General features: G+C 66.8%; 16 protein-coding genes. 3 read left to right on the top strand and 13 right to left on the bottom strand.

Features of this window, described 5'->3' with window-relative positions; genetic code table 11:
- Window positions 1-93: 93 nt before the first annotated feature.
- Window positions 94-300, bottom strand: coding sequence for a hypothetical protein (locus tag ABS52_18210; GenBank protein ODT00631.1), 207 nt, complete (start codon window positions 298-300; stop codon window positions 94-96).
- Window positions 301-357: 57 nt separating this feature from the next.
- On the opposite strand from ABS52_18210, the gene ABS52_18205 reads away from it, so the two are divergent.
- On the top strand, window positions 358-852 hold the full coding sequence (locus ABS52_18205) for a hypothetical protein (protein ID ODT00636.1): 495 nt from the start codon (window positions 358-360) through the stop codon (window positions 850-852).
- 85 nt (window positions 853-937) lie between these two features.
- Here ABS52_18205 and ABS52_18200 read toward each other — a convergent pair whose 3' ends face one another.
- The 9 genes from ABS52_18200 to ABS52_18160 form a co-directional block, all read right to left on the bottom strand.
- The gene (locus ABS52_18200; protein ODT00630.1) at window positions 938-2,116 is read right to left on the bottom strand and encodes a hypothetical protein; all 1,179 of its coding nucleotides are present in this window, start codon (window positions 2,114-2,116) and stop codon (window positions 938-940) included.
- 4 nt (window positions 2,117-2,120) lie between these two features.
- On the bottom strand, window positions 2,121-3,107 hold the full coding sequence (locus ABS52_18195; protein ODT00629.1) for a hypothetical protein: 987 nt from the start codon (window positions 3,105-3,107) through the stop codon (window positions 2,121-2,123).
- A gap of 38 nt (window positions 3,108-3,145) precedes the next feature.
- A complete protein-coding gene (locus ABS52_18190; protein ODT00635.1) occupies window positions 3,146-3,523 on the bottom strand; it encodes a cupin in 378 nt (125 codons plus the stop codon).
- A 449-nt stretch (window positions 3,524-3,972) separates the two neighbouring features.
- Window positions 3,973-4,518 (bottom strand): ATP synthase F1 subunit delta, encoded by a 546-nt coding sequence (locus tag ABS52_18185; protein ID ODT00628.1) that lies wholly within the window; start codon window positions 4,516-4,518, stop codon window positions 3,973-3,975.
- On the bottom strand, window positions 4,519-4,989 hold the full coding sequence (locus ABS52_18180) for an ATP synthase F0 subunit B (protein ODT00634.1): 471 nt from the start codon (window positions 4,987-4,989) through the stop codon (window positions 4,519-4,521). It lies immediately after the preceding gene.
- A 199-nt stretch (window positions 4,990-5,188) separates the two neighbouring features.
- Entirely contained in the window at window positions 5,189-5,455 is a 267-nt protein-coding gene (locus ABS52_18175) for an ATP synthase F0 subunit C (GenBank protein ODT00633.1), read from the bottom strand.
- A gap of 261 nt (window positions 5,456-5,716) precedes the next feature.
- Window positions 5,717-6,709: an ATP synthase F0 subunit A gene (locus tag ABS52_18170; protein ID ODT00627.1), complete on the bottom strand. Its 993-nt coding sequence runs from the start codon at window positions 6,707-6,709 to the stop codon at window positions 5,717-5,719.
- Entirely contained in the window at window positions 6,706-7,038 is a 333-nt protein-coding gene (locus tag ABS52_18165) for a hypothetical protein (protein ID ODT00626.1), read from the bottom strand. Before ABS52_18165 ends, ABS52_18170 begins: the two co-directional genes overlap by 4 nt.
- A gap of 11 nt (window positions 7,039-7,049) precedes the next feature.
- Window positions 7,050-7,367, bottom strand: a complete 318-nt coding sequence (locus tag ABS52_18160; protein ODT00625.1) for a hypothetical protein — start codon at window positions 7,365-7,367, stop codon at window positions 7,050-7,052.
- A 335-nt stretch (window positions 7,368-7,702) separates the two neighbouring features.
- Here ABS52_18160 and ABS52_18155 point away from each other — a divergent pair, with 335 nt between their 5' ends.
- A complete protein-coding gene (locus ABS52_18155) occupies window positions 7,703-8,035 on the top strand; it encodes a hypothetical protein (GenBank protein ID ODT00632.1) in 333 nt (110 codons plus the stop codon).
- A gap of 233 nt (window positions 8,036-8,268) precedes the next feature.
- Window positions 8,269-9,285, top strand: coding sequence for an AAA family ATPase (locus tag ABS52_18150; GenBank protein ID ODT00624.1), 1,017 nt, complete (start codon window positions 8,269-8,271; stop codon window positions 9,283-9,285).
- A gap of 562 nt (window positions 9,286-9,847) precedes the next feature.
- Here the strand turns inward: ABS52_18150 and ABS52_18145 are convergent.
- The 3 genes from ABS52_18145 to ABS52_18135 form a co-directional block, all read right to left on the bottom strand.
- Window positions 9,848-10,063, bottom strand: a complete 216-nt coding sequence (locus ABS52_18145) for a hypothetical protein (GenBank protein ID ODT00623.1) — start codon at window positions 10,061-10,063, stop codon at window positions 9,848-9,850.
- A gap of 2,499 nt (window positions 10,064-12,562) precedes the next feature.
- Window positions 12,563-13,879: a hypothetical protein gene (locus tag ABS52_18140; GenBank protein ID ODT00622.1), complete on the bottom strand. Its 1,317-nt coding sequence runs from the start codon at window positions 13,877-13,879 to the stop codon at window positions 12,563-12,565.
- 492 nt (window positions 13,880-14,371) lie between these two features.
- Window positions 14,372-15,112, bottom strand: coding sequence for a hypothetical protein (locus tag ABS52_18135; GenBank protein ODT00621.1), 741 nt, complete (start codon window positions 15,110-15,112; stop codon window positions 14,372-14,374).
- Between the last annotated feature and the right edge of the window lie 319 nt (window positions 15,113-15,431).

Here is a 15,431-nt window from a genome sequence, read left to right as displayed (position 1 = left end):
TGCGACTCGGTAAAGCGGGACTTCTTCATCGGTGATGCCTCCCGAAAGGCACCCCGGAAAGTCTACGCCACGCTGTCTACCCGATAGGGGAGCTTACCGTATCGCCGCAGTCGCGCGAAGGATCAGGAGGCACTCCGGCTTCGGCTGCGCGACCTCGCGACGGCGCGGCCGCGCTTCGGGTATCTGCGCCTTCACGTGCTGCTCCGCCGAGATGGCTGGCTGGTCAACAAGAAGCGGGTGCGGCGGTTGTATCGCCTGGAAGGGCTGCCACTGCGCCACCGGGTCCGTCGACGGAAGCACATGGCGCTACATCGAGGGGCGGCTCCGACGCCGACGGCGCGAGCACAGCGCTGGAGCATGGACTTCGTACACGATCAGTGGCTCGATGGCAGACCGTTTCGCGTGTTGACGCTGATCGATCACTGGAATCGCGAGCGTGTGCTACTGGAGCCCGCGTTTGGCTTCCGGGGCGCGCGGGTGGCCGAGCGGCTCGACGAGGCCATCACGCGCGTGGGACGCCCGGTCTCGATCACCGGCGATCACGGCACGGAGTTCACGTCCCGCGCGCTCGAAGCGTGGGCCTACGACCGGGGCGTCCAGCTCGACTTCACCCGACCCGGCAAGCCCACGGACAACGGGCACATCGAGTCCTTCAACGGCCGGCTGCGAGACGAATGCCTGAACGTGCAGCAGTTCCTGTCGCTTGACGACGCCCGCGCCAAGCTCACCGCTTGGCAGCGGGACTACAACGAACACCGCCCCCACAGCGCCCTGGGACACCTGACCCCCAGGGAGTTCACCCAGAAGCGTCAGGACATCACGGTGCGTTCCCTCGAGGCTACTCCAGCTTAGCCCTGTCTCCAAACGGGACCAACGTCACTCGCGAGCACCCGCCGCTGCGACAGGCGAATGGCGCCGCCGGACGAGCGCCCTCCCTTCAAGGTCTGCTTCCTCGCCCCGACCGCCGCGCCCGTTCCCGCTGCATCTCCCCCTCCCGCCGCCGGCACCACGCGATCCGCTCGGCCACCAGCACCGCGTCGCGCCGGATGTTAGAGATTCCCCCGGTGGCATCGTAATTGTGCCCCACGAAGTAGAGCCCCGGCTGGTCGGCGCTCGTCACCCGGTCGCGCCGCACGGCGAAGCCGCGGGCGTCGCGCTGCACCAGGTCGCCCAGCATCCCTAACGCGGGCGTGAATCCGGTGGCCAGGATGATGGCGTCGAAGGGCGCGCTGGTCCCGTCGGAAAAGACCGCCCCGTCGGGCGTCAGGTGGTCGACGGTCCCCAGCTTCACCTCCGCCTGTCCCGCGCGGATGGCGTCGGCCAGGTGGAAGCCGATGATGGGGATGGCGTCGAGCGGCGAGTGCGCGGGGCGCGGGATGACCGGGGGGCCGCGGCGGCGGTCGGTGGCGCGTTGTACCTGGCGGCTCACCCACTCCTGCGCCGGTCGCGGGAGCCGGCGCAGCAGCTGGGAGACGTACTGGATCGGGACCCCGCCGATGGTGAGCGGGACGACATGCGCCCCCGAGCGCACCAGCATCGTCACCCGCGCCCCGGCCCGCGCCAGCTCGCTCCCGATCTCCCCCCCCGAGTTCCCCACCCCGACCACCAGTACGCGCTGTCCCTCGAACCCCGCCGGGCGCCGGTACTCCACGGAATGCATCAGCCGCCCCCGATACGCCTCGCGCCCCGGCAGCCCGGGGAGGCGCGGGTTGGCGATGATCCCGGTGCACACCACCGCCGCGCTCCCCTCCACCACCCGCCCGTCGCCTAACGTGGCGCTCCACCCGTGCGGCGACCGCCTGAGCGCCCGCACCTCGCTCCCGCACTCGGCGCGCACGCCGAAGCGTTCGGCGTACGCGCGCAGGTAGCGCACGAAATCTCCGCGAGTGGGAAAGAGCGGCGTCCCCCGCCCGTACTTCATCCCCGGAAGCGTGGACATGTGGCGCCCGGTGTGGAGCACCAGCGAGTCGTACAGCTGCTCCCACGAGTACGCGAGGGTGTCGCCACGCTCGAGGAGACGATACGGGATTCCGCGCCGAGCAAGCGACGCCGCAGTCGCCAGCCCCGCGGGGCCCGCGCCAATCACCAGTACCGGATAGGCCGGCTCGCGCATCATCGCGTCACGCGTCGCCCCGCACCTCCGAATGGTCGCCGACCGTCACCTCCCCCCTCACCCCCGCCAGCAGCACCTCGTTCCCCACCAGCGAGTTGCGCAGCGTGCAGCGCGCGATGCGCGCCTTGTCGCCGACGATGGTGTCGCGCAGGTGCGCGTGGTCGATCACGCTCCCCTTCCCGATCGACACGTTGGGCCCCACCACCGACCCGGTGATCGTCACCCCGTCCTCGATGTACACCGGGTGCACCACCTGCGACAGGTCGATCCCCGCCGGGACCCGCGCGCGCCCCTTCTCCAGCATGGCGCGGTTTGTCTCCAGCAGCGTGTCGAGCTTCCCCGCGTCGTACCATCCCTGGACGTCGATCACCTTGATCCTCGCCCCGCGCTCGATCATGTACTGGAAGGCGTCGGTCAGGTAGAACTCCCCCTGGTTGGCGGGGCGCGAGAGGACGTGGTCGATCCCCTCGTACAGCAGCTCCCAGTTGCGGATGTAGTACAGGCCGATGTTGGCCCGCTTCGAGATGGGCTCCTTCGGCTTCTCGACGATCCGCGTCATGTACCCCTCGGCGTCGGTCACCACCACGCCGAAGCGCTGGTAGTCCTCCACCTCCTTGGTCCAGATGATCCCGTCGGCGTCGGTGCTGTTGATCACCGAGAGGTCGGCGTCGAAGATGGTGTCGACGAAGATGATGAGGACGGGGGCGTCGACGTGCGGCCTGGCCAGCGCCACCGCCCCCGCCGTCCCGTCTTGCACCTGCTGCTCGATGAAGACGCCGGGAATGCCGAAGGCGGTGCGCGCGTGCGCCTCGACCTTCTCCTTGAGGTGCCCGGTGATGTACACCACCTGGTCCACGTTCCCCAGGCGCGCCACGTCGTCCATCACGTAGTCCATCACCGGCTTCCCCGCCACCTTCAGCATCGGCTTGGGGGTGACGTGCGTGTGCGGGCGGAGGCGCGTCCCCTTCCCGGCCAGCGGAATGATGACCTTCATGCGGCACTCCTCATGCGGCGCTCCTCATGCGGCACTCCTCATGGCGCGTTGGTCCCCTCGCGCCCGTAGCGGTCCTTGATGCGCACGACGTCGTCGAGCTCGGGGGTCGAGGCCTCGAGGATGTCGCAGTCGGTCACGGCCTCCATGTAGTGCACCGTCCCCGGGGTGATGCGAAAGGCATCGCCGGGCGCGAGCGCCATGTCGCGCAGCTCCTTCTCGCCGGGGAGCTTGACCCAGTACTTCATCTCCCCCGACAGCAGGTACACCGTCTCGTCCTTCACCTCGTGGTACTGCACCGACAGGGCGTGCCCGGCGTGGATGTGGAGGATCTTCCCCACATACCGATCCGTATGGGCCCAGATGATCTCGTACCCCCACGGCTTGGGGACCCGGCGCGGCTCGACGCGCCCGCTCATGCCCCCGTCCATGCGCTCACCCATGCGCCCGCCCATGCGCCCGCCCATGCGCCCGTCCATGCGCCCGTCCATGCGCTCGCTCGCGGTGCGGGGGTCGCCCGGAGGGAGCCTCCCACGGGGCGAGGTGCCGCGCCACGCACCGCCGCACGCCGCGGCAAGCGAGGGCGAGGGCGCGTGGCGCACGTGGAGCCAGTCAGCGACAACGTCTCGGTCATGACACCAGATGTGTGGTTTACGCGGTGCGCCCGGCGGCCCGGCGGCCCGGCGCGCCTCGCTCTCCGCGTCCAGCGGCTGCGTCTTCCGCAAGACGCAACCTGCGCCTTGCAAGTTGCGCACCCGTCCCCCTCATGGCGACCCCCGAACGCACCGCGGGCCACGACCTCGCCTGAGATCGTGGCCCGAGATCGCGGCCCGACGTCGCGGCCCGCGTCACCCGCACCGCCGGAGACCTAGCGAACCCCCGCCGTCAGCTTCCCGCGCAGCGTGTTGAGCCGCTTGCGCACCGAGCCGTCCATCACCGTGTCGCCCACCTTCACGATCACCCCGCCCAGGATGGCCGGGTTCACGTGCACGTGCGGGACGACGGTCTTCCCCAGGCGCTCCGACAGGCGGCGCGCCAGCATGGCGCGGTCGCCGTCGCTGGCCTCGCGCGCCACGGTCACCTGCGCGTGCACCCGCCCCTCGCTCTCGTCCACCAGGTTCGAGAACTCCACCGCGATCGCGGGGATGAGCATCTGGCGGCGGTTGTCCACCACCTTCTGCACGAAGCGCAGCAGCGTGCGCGGGAGCACGGGGGCGAAGGCCCTTTCCAGCACCCGGTTCTTGTTGTCGGCCGAGACCTGCGGGGCGGCCAGAAAGTTCACCAGGCGCGCGTCGCCGGTGATGGCGCTGGCCAGCGCCTGGAAGGTGGCCTCCCAGCTGTCGAGGGCGCCGGCCTTGCGCGCCAGGGCCAGGAGCGCCTCGGCGTAGTTCCGCGCGATGGTCGTCTCGCGCATCTACCGGGGCCCCGCCGCCGGGATCGAGGCCAGGAAGTCTTCCACCAGCTTGCGGTTCGCGGCGTCGTCCAGGTTCTTCGCGATCAGCTTGCCCGCACCGGCCAGCGCCAGGTCGACCGCCTCGCGGCGGAGCTCGGCGATGGCGCGGACCTTCTCGTTCTCGAGGTCGCGGCGGGCGCGCTCGAGCATCTCCTGCTGCTGCGCGCGCGTCTCCTCGAGCATGGAGGTCTTGAGCTTCTCGGCGGTGACGCGCGAGTCGGCGATGTACTTCTGCGCCTCGGCGCGGGCGGCCTCGAGCTGGGCCTGCTGCTCGGCCAGGAGCCTGGCGGCGGCGTCGCGGTCCTGGGCGGCCTTGGTGATCGCCGCCTCGAGCGACGCCTCACGGGCCTCGACCGCGGCGACGAGCGGCTTGAAGGCGAAGCGGGAGAGGACGATGAGAAGGACGACGAAGATGAGCAGGGTCCAGAACATCAACCCGCCGTTAGGCGAGAGGAGGTTGACCTTGCCCCCTTCTTCGGCGGCGAACGCCGTGGCCGGGGTGGCCAGGACGAGGAGGGCGGAGAGGAAGGAAGGGCGCATGGCGGGCGGTTGGCGGCGCCAGGGGGCGCCGGGAGTGGCATGGCGAGGGGTGTGCGCGCGGGCGCCCCGGGGCGCCCGCGGCACTGGAGCCTTAGAACTTGCCCTGGATCTGGAACGCGACGACGACGCCGAAGAGGGCGGCGCCTTCGATGAGGGCGGCCAGGATGAGCGCCGCGGTCTGGATGCGGCCGGCCGCTTCGGGCTGGCGCGCCATCCCCTCGACGGCATGCGCACCGATGTTGCCGATGCCGATGCCGGCGCCGATGACGGCGAGGCCGGCGCCGAGCCCGGCGCCGATGAGGGAGAGACCCTGGTTGTTGCTGGCGGCCTCGGCGGCCACCTGGAGGAGCGGGAACATCTCGATCATTGGAGTATCTCGTGCCTAACGTTGAAAGCCAGCGCTCCGCGATGACGACCCATCCATCGCCCCCTGTCGCCGGGCCCCGGGGCCCAACAGGGATCACCGGTCACGGTGACCGGCTACGATTCCCGCGCCGGTGAGCGACGCCACGCGGGGACCTGCAACCTGCGAAAGCCGGACATTGGACGAGTCGGGAAGCGGAGCAGTCGCGCATCCGCACCTCCGACTCCCGTCCCCCGTCTCCCAACTCCCGCCTCCCTAGTGGTGCGCCTCGCGGATCTGCCCGATGAAGACCGCGGCGAGCAGGGTGAAGATGAAGGCCTGCAGGAAGGCGACGAACAGCTCCAGCATCATGATCGCCACCGCCATCAGGAACGGCGCGGTGGAGACGGGGCCGGCGAAGGTGAAGATGAGCCCGATGAGCGCGAGGACGACGATGTGCCCCGCGGTCATGTTGGCGAAGAGACGGATGGCCAGGGCGAAGGGCTTGGTCAGCTTCCCGATCATCTCGACCGGGGACATGATGAGGAACATGGGGATCCGCATGTAGAGCGGGAGCTCCGTGTTCCAGTAGAAGATGGTGTTGAGGTAGTGGACCCCCTGGGCGCGCATCCCGGCGATTTCCACCACGAAGAAGGTCATGATGGCCAGGGTGGCCGTCACCGCGATGTTCCCGGTGGCCGTGGAGCCGTAGGGGACCAGGCCGAGGAGGTTGGCGGTGAGGATGAAGAAGAAGATGGTGAGGAGGTAGGGGACGAAGGCGTTGCCGTGGGGCCCCACGTTGGGCAGGATGACCTCGTTGCGCATGTACAGCACCATGGCCTCGAGCCCGGCGGCGAACCCCTTGGGGCGCCCCGCCTGGTGGTGGTGGCGGGCGTGGGCCCGCGCCGTCCCCACCAGGATCAGCGTCACCAGGAGGGCGGCGACGATCATCATCACCACGTGCTTGGTGGGCGAGAGGTTGACCGTCATCCCGGCGATGTGCACCGGCTCCCACAGCGGCTCGCACCCGTGCTCGCCCACCTTCCGCCCGATGCAGACCTCCTTGTAGAACGGAGGAAAGACGGACGGGATCTCCATGTGATAGGAGTCCGTGATGTGGGGGGTGATGATGTCGACCTTTCCCCCCGCCTCGGCGGCCGGCGCGTGGGCTTCCTGCGCGGCGAGCGCGTGGGACGGGAGGGCGGCGGTGGCGGCGAGCGAGGCGGCGGCCAGCGCGAAGGCGGTCAGGAGCGGGCGGAACGCTCTCATGTCTTCAGGAACAGGGGTTCGACCAGGGTGGAGACGAACAGGAACAGCGCCATGCTGACCATCGCCGCGCCGGCCGGGAGGGCCAGGGCCTTGACGATGACCAGCGCGTAGGTGACGAACACCAGGAAGCGGAGGATGGCCCCCACCCCCCAGCCGGCGACGACGTTTTCCTTCGCCGAGAGCCGGATGATGGCGAAGGCGATGAGCTGCACGACGAAGGCGATGAGCGCGCTGGTGCCGATGGCGCGGCGCTCGGCGGCGCCGCCGTACAGCGTCGCCAGGATAGCGCCCGCCACCGCGATGACCGAAGATCCAACGATGGCGAACATCCCGAACGACTTCACTGGCGCGTGCCTTCCTGTGCTTTTTCTCGTGCCCGCTCTGTTGCCTGCTCCTGTTCCTGGCGGCGCAGGTCGGCCATGAGCCGGCGGTACATGCTGTAGAAGGCGGCGGAGGCGCCGATGAAGACCCCCGCCAGGACCCCCCATGGCGCCGTCCCGAAGCGCCGGTCGAGCCACTGGCCGGCGTAGAGGAAGGCGACGATGGAGGCGGCAAACTGCAGCCCCACGCCGGCGTAACGCCCGGCCGCGCGGGCGAGCCGGGCGTCGTGCGAATCGCCCAGGTGACCGCCGGCCGGGGTGTGCCGATCCCCACTCATTCGGGCGGGGAATCTAGGAGTTTGTGAAATTTTTCGCAAGCGAAGCTGTGCCCCCCGTCACGTGGAGAAGTGGCGCTTGAGGCGATGTGACGGAAACGCCGCTGGATCTTCAAGTTATAGGAATATGAACTCTTGACGGCCCAGACCGGTGTCGATATGTTGGCGGCGCCTCCGGTTTGTGATCTCCTCTCCGCCACACAACTCAAGGATCTCGGCGCATGCAGCCGCGCGTCCTCACGCTCCTGGTTCCGGCCCTCATCGCCCTCGCGGCCTGCGGGCCACGCGCACGTTCGGCCGAGCCGGCAGCCCGCAAGCGTGTGTCCGGAGGCCCCCCGGTGGCCAGCTCGTTCGACGTGCAGCTGGGGAGCGCCGTCACCTTCGCCCTGCACGTCACCAACAACGCCTCCAAGCGGCTGGAGCTCACCTTTCCCAGCGGGCTGACCCACGACATCGTGGTGATGGACACGGTGGGGCGCGAGGTGTGGCGGTGGAGCCAGGGGCGGCTCTTCACGCAGACGCTGCAGAACAAGGTGCTGGACACCGACGAGACGGTGTCGTACAGCGCCGAGTGGACGCCCCAGCGCGCGCACGGGACGTACATCGCGGTGGCGTCGCTCAAGTCGGAGAACCACCCGGTGGAGCAGCGCGTGAGGTTCTCGTTACCATAGGAGTCGCACGGGCGCGCTTGCGGCGTGCCACGTGCCACGTGCCGGGCAGGACTCATGCGCGTGGCAGGCACCCAATCGAATTCCGAGTGACGGCGAGCCCAACGCGAGGCTCGCCGTTTGCGTTTTCCAGCGGCCCCCTGTTGCATGGCGGGGGCCGCTCGCGGCGCGGCTCTCGTAGCCGGTGCGCACGCGGGTTACCTTCCGGCCCACCTTCACACACAACAGGACCTGGCGTGGGGACCACCGAACAGGCACAGGCGCAGGCATTGACCGACCAGCGCGACCTCGAGCTGCTCAAGAAGCTGTCGGCGTCGCGCAAGGCGCTGCTGGCGCAGATTGGGCGGCGGATCATCGGGCAGCAGGAGATCGTGGAGAACCTCGTGGCCGCGATATTGGCCGGGGGGCACGTGGTGATCGTGGGGGTGCCTGGGCTGGCCAAGACGCTGCTGGTGCAGACGGTGGCCGAGGCGCTGGACCTGTCGTTCTCGCGCGTGCAGTTCACCCCCGACCTGATGCCGGGCGACATCACCGGGACCGAGCTGCTGGAGGAGGATCACGCCACGGGGCGCCGGGTCTTCAAGTTCGTGAAGGGGCCGGTGTTCGCCAACGTGGTGCTGGCCGACGAGATCAACCGGGCCCCGCCAAAGACGCAGAGCGCGCTGTTGCAGGCCATGCAGGAGCGCACGGTGACGGTGGCGGGGCAGACGCACAAGTTGCCGTCGCCGTTCTTCGTGCTGGCCACGCAGAACCCCATCGAGCAGGAGGCCACGTATCCGTTGCCCGAGGCGCAGCTGGACCGCTTCATGTTCGAGCTGAACGTGGGGTATCCGAGCTTCGAGGAGGAGGAGCGGATCGTGACGTCGACCACCGGCGCGGGCGAGGTGACGATAGAGCCGGTGTTGAAGGGGGACGAGGTGCTGGAGCTGCAGCGGCTGGTGCGGCGGATGCCGGCGCCGCCGAGCGTGGTGAAGTTCGCGGTGGGGCTGGCGCGCTCGACGCGTCCCAGCGAGCCCGACGCGCACGCGGAGATCCGGAAGTACGTGTCGTACGGGACGGGGCCGCGCGCGTCGCAGTACCTGATACTGGGGGCCAAGGCGCGGGCGGCGATGGACGGGCGCCCGGTGCCGGACATCGACGACGTGCGGAGCGTGGCGATGACGGTGCTGCGGCACCGGATGGTGATGAACTTCCAGGCGGAGGCGGAGGGGGTGGGGGCGGAGCGGATCGTGGGATTGGTGTTGAAGCGGTGAGCGCCGTGTAAGGTCGCTACGAAGACTTGCCCGATGCACATTAGTACGGCCTGCGTGACGGCTGCGTGACGCGGGCCGCGATCTTTGGGGGAGTCGGACCGCCATCTCGGTGCCGCACTCCCCGCGGAGTATTCCTGTGCTTCGTGCCTTCACCTTCGGCCAGTGTGTCTTCAACACGCGCTCCGCCCGAATCGCCCCAGATTCGGCCGTGCACTTCGCGCTGCTGCTCAGTGTCCTGCTAGGTCCACCCAACGGCATCGCCCGTGACGAGTTGGTGACGCGGATATGGTCGCGGGCGGATATTGAAGACGGCCGTCACTGCCTGCGGCAGGCGATGTATAGGCTTCGGCAGCAGGGCGTACCCTTGCGACTGCGCTCCGGCATCGTGGTGCTCGACTGGTCGGAAGTGGAAGCTGACGTCCACGACCTACTGTACGATGCACCGTCACGGGACGAGTTGATGCGGCTGGGCGCTGTACCGTTTCTCCCGTCATACGACCCGGATCTAGGGGAGCCATTCGCACACTGGTTAGAGGAGTCGAGGGCTCGTGTAGCTACACGCCTACGTCGAGCACTTGCGCACGAGGTGGCGGAAGCGCGTAGCAGCGGGCGATTCGACGATATGGGCCAGGTCGCGCGGGCACTCCTGGCGCTCGATCCGCTTAACGAAGTCGGCACGATGGGACTGGCCGAAGCGCTCGCGCTGGAAGGCAGCAAGATCGAGGCGTTGAAGCTGTTGGACAACTACGAAGAGGAAGTGGGGGTCGTAAACGCACACCTACAACTACCGGCGCGCCTCCTACGGAAACGTGTGTCAGAGGTGCTCGACGACACGACTTCTCCACCGCGCTTCGAAGTGCCGTTCATCGGGCGCGCAGGTGACTTCGCCGCAATACGCGCCCTCTTTCGGGAAGCCTGCAGCGGCACGTCTCGGGCGGCCTTCATCACGGGTGAGGCCGGCGTCGGAAAGAGTCGACTGTCAGGTGAAGTGCTCCGACTCGCCGCACTTGACGGCGCCACACTGACGACATACGTGACGTCGGCGGGCGATAGCTTTAGCCCGCTAAGTACGCTCGTGTCCGTCGGACAGCAACTTCTCACGCTGCCGGGAGCGCTGGGGTGCGCACAGGAGCACCTGTCATACATGCGAAGGCTCGGCATGCCTGACACCGTCGCTGTGTGGAGCCTCGTCGGCATCGCTGCCGAAATCCTGTACGCGCAACTTGTTCAGGCATTCGCAGAGCTCATCTCGGCGATCGCGGAAGAAGCTCCGTTAGTCATCTTCATCGACGACGCCGAGCGACTTCACCCGACGACTTGGAGAGTGCTCGTAGACGTCTGGGATCGCGTCGGCACTCGCCCCGTGCTGTTCCTGCTCGCAGCGCGTAGGCTTCCAGCAGAATTCGGCATCCTCACCTTCCGTTCCTGCGCGCGCCTCCCTCACGTTGTACGCCTCGCCCCTTTCAGTCGTGAAGAATCACTCCGCTTCTTGTATCAGTGGTCCAGCAAGAACCAAGTCGACATCAGCGACGACAGCGCGCAGCGCCTGGCCGCGCTGGCGCAGGGCAATCCGTTCTATCTCGCTGAGCTGGCGGCGCATTTTGGGCGTCGAGAGGACCCAGAGCAAACGCCGCCCACTATCCGCGAACTCATTGCAGCACAACATTCCGCGCTTGGCAAGGACGCGCAGCGTTCATTGCTCATGATCTCCATTCTCGAATCTCGCGCCACAACCGCGCGCCTCATGCAAGCACTAGAGTTTCCCGCTGCAGACTTGATGGCAGCTCTCGACGAACTAGAGGAGGCCGGCCTCGTGTCGACGAAGGGACAACTCGTATGGTGCCGCCACCGTCTCGTCGGAGACGTTGCGATCTCGCTCGCGATGCCGTCCGTAATCGCTTTCGCGCACAGCAGGGCAGCAGCGATTCTGGAGACCGAGGCGGATGCTGATGATTCGAGCGCATTATCGGGCGACTGCGTGACACACTGGGAGCAGGCGGGAGACACGGGACGTGCCTTCAGAGCTTCGATGAAGCTAGGGGATAGACTTATCGGACTCGGAATGGGCGAAGAGGCGACTGCTGCGTACACAACTGCACGAGGACTTGCGACTTCTGATACAGAACGGTTGGGGGCACTCGAAGGATCGATCTCGGCCCACCGTCTGTGTGCGGATTGGCATGGGGTATTGTCCGCCTGCCAGGAGCGAAGCGCACTCCGGCGGCGAATGAGATGCAACGTCGCGGGCGAGGATGACTTCTGCCTGTACGCAGCGGAAGCGAACATGTTCACGCTCGGCACAACCGGAGAGGCCCCCGAATTCCTACGGCTCGCAGCCGACACAGCCATCGCAAAGGATTTTCGCGTGAAGGCCGCCACGCTCGCAGCAATGGTCGCCGATAACAGCTATGAACCGCAAGCGGTCAACGACGCGTACTCCGCCGTTCAGTCAATATGCGAAGACGACGACGACTCCGCCGACTGCTTCCTCTGCTCTCTGGTGTTTCATACTGCCGTTGGCGACCCCAGTAAGGTCCGGGCACTCGCACTTCGCTACGCCGATCATGCTCGACGATCGACGGATAAACGCCTACACATCCACGGACTTCGTCGTGCAGGCAACGCACTGCTCCGAGTCGGGCTGCATGCCGATGCACAACGGCTGCTCGCCGAATCACTTGAGGCCGCAGAGAAGCTCAGGCTTTCCGCACAGGCGTTCGCTACATCCGACGTGCTGCTCACCTGCTATCTCCTGAACGGGCAACTGAGCCTCGCGGAGATCGAGCTGGCACGCTCACGAGAGCTCTTGACTCGCTCGGGCACGGAGGCAATGCGAATCATGCTTAGGTATTCTTCCATCATGTTCGCGTGGCTCACGAACGACAATCAGCTAGCGACGAGATTGGCCGATGAAACCACTTCGCACCTCCAGCACCCTCTCGCCGCGACACGCTATTGCGCGACCATTGGCGAAATCGCGCTCAAGCTAATGATCGCACCGTCGACCATTTGCCGAGAGGACTTGGAGAGTTGCGAAGAACTCTTTCGCAGGGGAGGCGGGCTGGGGCGACAGGATCTGAATACGACAATCCTGTGCCGCGCACTCTCGTCGACCGGCGATATCGCCACCGCGGAGTCGATCGCGCGAGAATACCGAGCGCGACGAAGAGAGCTTACGCCTGGACCGTTTTCCTTTCCCACGACAGTGACTGGTGCGTCGTGACTACACTACAAGCCGCTGAGTCACTTGCGGCGGAGGGCTATGCCTGGCTACGAGCTATGCGACCGCACTCGTTGCGATTTCCTGTGCAGGCTCGAGGTGTGCTGCGCGATCCGTTTCCACACACGCGAACAGTTCCGCCCACACGTTAGGCGACACCACAACATCACACAACGTTGGGTCAAACTGCTTACCCCTGAACTTCAAAAACTCTCGACGAGCGTCTTCCGCGGCGAGGGCCTTCCGATAGGGGCGATCGGTCGTAATGGCGTCGAGAGTATCAGCAAACATGATAATTCGCGACGCAAGCGGGATCGCGTCGCCCTTGATACCGTCAGGGTATCCGGTACCATCCCAGTTCTCATGATGGTGCCTTACTGCGGGGACGATGTCCTTGAGACTCGTGAGCAGCCCGACTAGTTCCGCCCCACGCACGGGGTGCCGCTTCATCACGGTCCACTCTTCTGGAGTCAGGCGCCCCTCCTTGGCAAGGATTCGAGCAAACTGCTCATCAATCTTCCCCACGTCGTGCAGTAGCGCAGCAACCTCGACACGCTCGACCTTTTCGGCGTTCAGGCCCAACGCCTTCGCGATGATTCGTGAAGCCTCTGCCACCCGCTTCGAGTGTCCGGATGTGTACGGATCTCTCGCCTCGATAGCAGCAACCATCAGATCAAGCAGCTCTTCAGTCACGCCAGTGAGTTCGGCGGTCGTTCGAAGGAGCTGTCTGACCGCGATCATCGGAATCGCCATACCAGCAGCGCCAAGAACGCCGAGGTTTAGGCTGAGCCAGCTGGTATAGAACGTCAGGATGACGTGAAAGATCGAAAAGAGGGCGGTGGCTTTGTTTCCGTCGACCCACAACCGTAGAAAGCTCTGACCGGAGACAGCAGCGACGACGGCACTCACGCTGAGCGTATTGATGAGCATCACGCTCGCCACCAGGAGCGCCGTTGGCGCGAGGATTGCGGATGCCGCCGAAAGGAAACTCTCGCCCAACAGGCTGCCGAACGGCATCCCGCCGAATTGTCGGAAAAGGAGTATTCCGATTCCGAATCCGAGCGCGACTTGAGATACGTTGAATGCGAACTTGAGCGCAGGTCGCTTCTTGTGGACCTCGGTAATGATCTGTGCGAGTACGATAAGTACTAACCCGCGGTGATCTGGGACCAAGAGCGCGGCACTTGATAGTGGGATGAGCGCGATCGACCCGACAACGCTCTTCCCTTGCGCATAGAACGCCATGAAGTCGGCCAGAACGCCAATCGCCGCCAACGTCGCTCCGAGCGCGAGCTTCGCGCTCGGCTCCGCAGCGATCGAAGCCCAGAGAACCACGAACGTGACAATCGCCAGAGCCGCCGTCACTGCGACCACTGGCGTCGCCCTTCGCGTACTGCCAAGACTCGTGGGAGAAGGCTCTACCCGCTCGATGAGTCGACTCCAAGGCCTTGGTTTGAGTCTCTGCGTAGTTTTTTCCACTCGAGTGCCGCGATTCGATATCGGGGGCGGGAGTGCGCGTTCAATTCTGCGAGCCGGGCGCTACGACCACGATCTACTCCCGTTCTGGGCGATATCGCCAAGTTGAAAGGGGCCCCCGCCCCTCGCTTAGTTCCAAGTCAGGATGCCTGAGAGAACTCCGACAAACCACTGGACGAAGTCCATACCAGCGTCACCTCCCTTTCGACGTCATGCCGCTGCTGACTGGCACGCGTGAGATCTAAGGTTGGCTCCGCTCGTACTGCTGGTGTTCCCGCTCTACTTCGCTCGTTCGCGGGAACGGGGGCCTCAGTTGTATTGCTTTAGTAATCCGTGTGGTACGCCTGCCGTTGGAGTGGTCACGCCGGCACCATCCAGCGCCGGCTCCGCCTACTTGCGCGACAACCAGCGGTTGGTGGCGTCCAGCACCGCCAGCACGCTCGCCGTCTCGGGGCTGTCCTTCACCTCGCAACTCCCCGTCAGCAGCACGCTGGCCCGCGCCTGCTGCGCCGTCACCCCCACGAAGACGAACTCGCGGTCGAACGCCGGCACCACCATCGCCCCCGCCAGGTCCAGCGCCTTCACCCCCGGCTCCCCCTCCACGATGGCCCGCAGCGCGGCCCGCGCCGCCAGCTCCACCCGCGACCGCTCGTTCTCCATCCCCTCCGCCTCGCCACTGTAAGACGCATCACCCTTGGCGAGCGTAACCCGACACGTAATCCCCTTGGCGCGCGAGCGGCGCACCTCCACATCGTCGAAATAAAAGGGGCGCGTGTCGCCCCCCGCCTCGACGGCAACTGCCGGGGCGCCGTCGGGAGGGGTGGCGACCGCCCCCCCCACCCCCGCCACGGCGGCGGACGCGGGAGCGGCCCCGCCGGATGCCGCAAGCACGGGCGCGCCCGGGGGCACCTCGGGGACCACCGCCGGCTGCCCCCCGCTCGCCACCGGACGCCGCGGCTCCAGGCTGGTGGCCACCGAGATCTTGCGATGATCCACCCGCATCCCCAGGTGCGCGATCAGCGCGCTCTCGATGTTGCGCACCGTCTGCTTGGGGGTCAGCTCCGCCGTCGTCAGCACGTGGATCTCGTCCACCGCCCCGGTGTCGCTGGAGATGATCCGCGCCGCAATCACCCCGGGCAACGTCTGCAACAGCTCCTCCGCCCGCTTGATGGGGAGGACGCTCCCCGCAATGAGGGGCGAAGGCTGCGGCTGTGGACTCATGCTCACTCCGTGTCGGCGGACAAACTCCCGCATTCATCTCTCCTGCGGCGGTAACCCCGCCGGGTCCGCCCGGGGGGCACTCCCCACGGCCTGCCCGGGGGAATCCCGCGTCCAAACCTTACGCCGCATCCCTCGTTAAGCAAGCGACACTTCCTGCCGCCGCCCACCCGCTACCCCTCCGTCACCTCCCCCTCCCCCTCCCCCTCCCCATCCCCCCGCCCCTCGTCAG

The organism is Gemmatimonadetes bacterium SCN 70-22 (assembly GCA_001724275.1).
In the GTDB taxonomy this organism is placed as follows: Bacteria; Gemmatimonadota; Gemmatimonadetes; order Gemmatimonadales; family Gemmatimonadaceae; genus SCN-70-22.
The sequence above is the reverse complement of the archived record's forward strand: the minus strand, read 5'-3'. Positions and strand labels throughout refer to the sequence as shown.

What these genes read in the sequence shown, in the direction of transcription:
- ABS52_18190 (ODT00635.1), bottom strand. Translation starts at nt 3,523, where the DNA reads ATGAGCGGGCGCGTCGAGCCGCGCCGGGTCCCCAAGCCGTGGGGGTAC.
- ABS52_18185 (ODT00628.1), bottom strand. Translation starts at nt 4,518, where the DNA reads ATGCGCGAGACGACCATCGCGCGGAACTACGCCGAGGCGCTCCTGGCC.
- ABS52_18200 (ODT00630.1), bottom strand. Translation starts at nt 2,116, where the DNA reads ATGATGCGCGAGCCGGCCTATCCGGTACTGGTGATTGGCGCGGGCCCC.
- ABS52_18180 (ODT00634.1), bottom strand. Translation starts at nt 4,989, where the DNA reads ATGTTCTGGACCCTGCTCATCTTCGTCGTCCTTCTCATCGTCCTCTCC.
- ABS52_18195 (ODT00629.1), bottom strand. Translation starts at nt 3,107, where the DNA reads ATGAAGGTCATCATTCCGCTGGCCGGGAAGGGGACGCGCCTCCGCCCG.
- ABS52_18165 (ODT00626.1), bottom strand. Translation starts at nt 7,038, where the DNA reads ATGTTCGCCATCGTTGGATCTTCGGTCATCGCGGTGGCGGGCGCTATC.
- ABS52_18160 (ODT00625.1), bottom strand. Translation starts at nt 7,367, where the DNA reads ATGAGTGGGGATCGGCACACCCCGGCCGGCGGTCACCTGGGCGATTCG.
- ABS52_18170 (ODT00627.1), bottom strand. Translation starts at nt 6,709, where the DNA reads ATGAGAGCGTTCCGCCCGCTCCTGACCGCCTTCGCGCTGGCCGCCGCC.
- ABS52_18205 (ODT00636.1), top strand. Translation starts at nt 358, where the DNA reads ATGGACTTCGTACACGATCAGTGGCTCGATGGCAGACCGTTTCGCGTG.
- ABS52_18175 (ODT00633.1), bottom strand. Translation starts at nt 5,455, where the DNA reads ATGTTCCCGCTCCTCCAGGTGGCCGCCGAGGCCGCCAGCAACAACCAG.